This is a genomic window from Halorubrum sp. Boch-26, from assembly GCF_029889805.1.
Lineage (GTDB): Archaea > Halobacteriota > Halobacteria > Halobacteriales > Haloferacaceae > Halorubrum.
Genome location: NZ_JARANT010000163.1, coordinates 1 through 2,328 on the forward strand (window position 1 = coordinate 1; position 2,328 = coordinate 2,328).

At 74.2% G+C, this 2,328-nt stretch carries 2 protein-coding genes and 1 pseudogene; 1 reads left to right on the forward strand and 2 read right to left on the reverse strand.

The features are described from left to right. The coding region (locus tag OQF71_RS14360) for a carbohydrate kinase family protein (RefSeq protein ID WP_280588493.1) at positions 1-853 on the forward strand (853 nt) is incomplete at its 5' end. Between the two features lie 21 nt (positions 854-874). Here the strand turns inward: OQF71_RS14360 and OQF71_RS14365 are convergent. Further along, positions 875-2,068: a hypothetical protein gene (locus tag OQF71_RS14365; RefSeq protein ID WP_280588495.1), complete on the reverse strand. Its 1,194-nt coding sequence runs from the start codon at positions 2,066-2,068 to the stop codon at positions 875-877. Positions 2,069-2,132: 64 nt separating this feature from the next. Next, positions 2,133-2,328 (reverse strand): annotated as a pseudogene (locus tag OQF71_RS14370) (asparaginase); the annotation flags it as partial.

Below are 2,328 nucleotides of genomic sequence, written 5' to 3' on the forward strand. Positions count from 1 at the left end.
CGTCCAGTCCGGGGGCGGGAGCGCGGCGAACGGCGCGGTCGGGCTCGTCGACCTCGGCGGCCAGTCGGTCGTCTACGGGAGCGTCGGCGGCGACGAGTCGGGCGCGCTCGCGCTCCGCGAGCTGGCGAGCGCCGGCGTCGACCCCGGACAGGTGCTCGTCGACGCCGACGAGCCCACCTCGGTGAAGTACGTGATCGTCGACGGCGGCGGCGAACTGCTGATGTTGGCGAACGACGGCGCCAACGAGTCGTTCACCGCGGGCGGGCTCGACCGAGACACCCTCGCGGCGGCCGACCACCTCCACCTCACGGGCCAGCAGCCGGAGACGGCGGCCGCGCTGGCGACCGCCGCGGGCGAGGCGAGCGCGACCCGCAGCTTCGACCCCGGCCGGCGCGTCGGCGACCGGGAGTTCGACGCCGCGCTCCACGCCACCGACGTGCTCTTCGTGAACGCCCGCGAGGCCGACGCCCTCGCCGACTCGACCGATATCGACCCGTGGGAGCCGGAGGACCGCATCGTCGCGATCAAGCTCGGGAGCGAGGGCGCGACGATCCGAACCCCCTACGGCGACGTCTCGCACCCCGGATTCGACGTCGACCCGGTCGACACGGCCGGCGCGGGCGACGCCTTCGCGGCCGGGTTCCTCGGCGCGGCGCTCCGCGAGCCCGACATCGTCGACGGCGGGTTCTCGCACGACCCGCGCGACTACCAAGTTCCGTTGCTCGTCGGAAACGCCTGCGGCGCCATCGCGGCCGAGACGGTGACCGCCCGAGCGAGCCTCTCGTGGGGCCGCGTCCGCGAGATGATGGGCGAGTCGCCCGAGTCGGACCTGCTCATCGAAGTTCGGGCGTAGGCGTCGGGTGACGGGCCGCGACTACCTCACGTAGTCGAACGCAACGGCGATATCGGCGGCGCCCCAGAAGACGAACCGGTAGCGCCCCGGCACCAGACCGGGACAGACGCGGAGGACGTCGGCGCGGGGGCCCCCCTCGACCAGCCCGGACTCGGTCAGCTCGAACTCCCAGGAGAGCGTCTCTCCCGGCCGGACGCCGAGCGCCTCGTCGGTGTACTCGAAGTTCGTTCCCTCCCCGGCGCCGCGGACCTCGGTCCACCCGGTCTCCGTCCGCAGTTCGAGGTTGTACTTCCCCTGATTACCCACGTAGGCATCGTGTCCCGAGGCGTTCGTCAGTTCGATCCGGACCTCGTCGCCGCGCTCGAACTCGGCGGCCTCGGTCCCGCCGTCGCCGTCCGGGTCCACGACGCGGAGCTCGAGGCCGCGGCCGTCCCCGCCGGCTCCGCCGCCGGAGCCCCACGACACGCCGCCCTCGTAGACGGCGGGGTGGCGCTCGAAGTCGTCCGCCTCGCAGTCGAACTCGGTGGGCACCGTCTCGGGATCGCCGTCGGGCCGGACGTATCCGTCGAGTCGCTCCGGGTCGAGCACGCCGTCGTCGCCGGTCACCTCGCTCGTCTCGCCCCAGCCGTCCGTGACCGACACCCGGACCGCGTCCGGGCGGTCATCGGTCGTCGCTCGGAGGAACGCCCCGGAGAAGGTGATCGCCTCCCCGCAGGCGACGTCGTCGTCCGGCTGCTCGACGGTCGCGCTCGCGACGAGCGTCCCGTCCTCGACGGCGACGTCGGCGAACGCGATCCCGCGGTGGCAGGTCGTCGGGCCGACGGACTCGACGTACGCGAGCGCCGACTCGTCGAAGTCGGTCGCCTCGACGAACGCCGTCGCCTCCGCGGGGGCGTCACGGAGCAGCCACGCGGCGTCGCTCTCCTCCGCCAACAGCGCGCAGAAGCCGCGGCGCTCCCCGCGGTCCCACGCCGGCCCGGAGAGCGCGCCGCCGACCTGATGGACCTCGGTCTCGGGCGCGGCGTCGGTTCCGTCGCCGTCGTCCGCGCCGTCGGTTCCATCACTCCCGTCGGCGCCGTCGCCGCCGTCTCCACCATCCGTGCCGTCACTGCCGTCGTCGCTTCCCGGATCGCCTTCGCTCGCGCAGCCGGCGAGCGCGACGACGCTCCCGGCGCCGAGACCGTACAGGACCGCCCGCCGCCGGCGTCGAGTCATGCCGGCGGCTACGCGGGGCACACGTAAGGGCTTCCCGTAGGCACAAACGGCTCCCTGTGTTATCTCACCCACCGTCCGGCATCCGGAACAGGTCGGCGAGGTCGGCGGCGTCGCCGCCCGTTCCCCCGCCGGCGAGGCCGGCCGCGAGTCCGAGCGCGAGCGCGATCCGCGCCTTCGACGCCGGGAGCGGGCCGGCGAACGTCACGCCGTGCTCCGCCAGCGTGACCGCGCCGCCGGGCGTGCCGTACACCGGCTCGGTC

Excerpts from the sequence above, each read along its gene's own strand:
- OQF71_RS14365 (WP_280588495.1), bottom strand. The coding sequence starts at position 2,068 with ATGACTCGACGCCGGCGGCGGGCGGTCCTGTACGGTCTCGGCGCCGGG.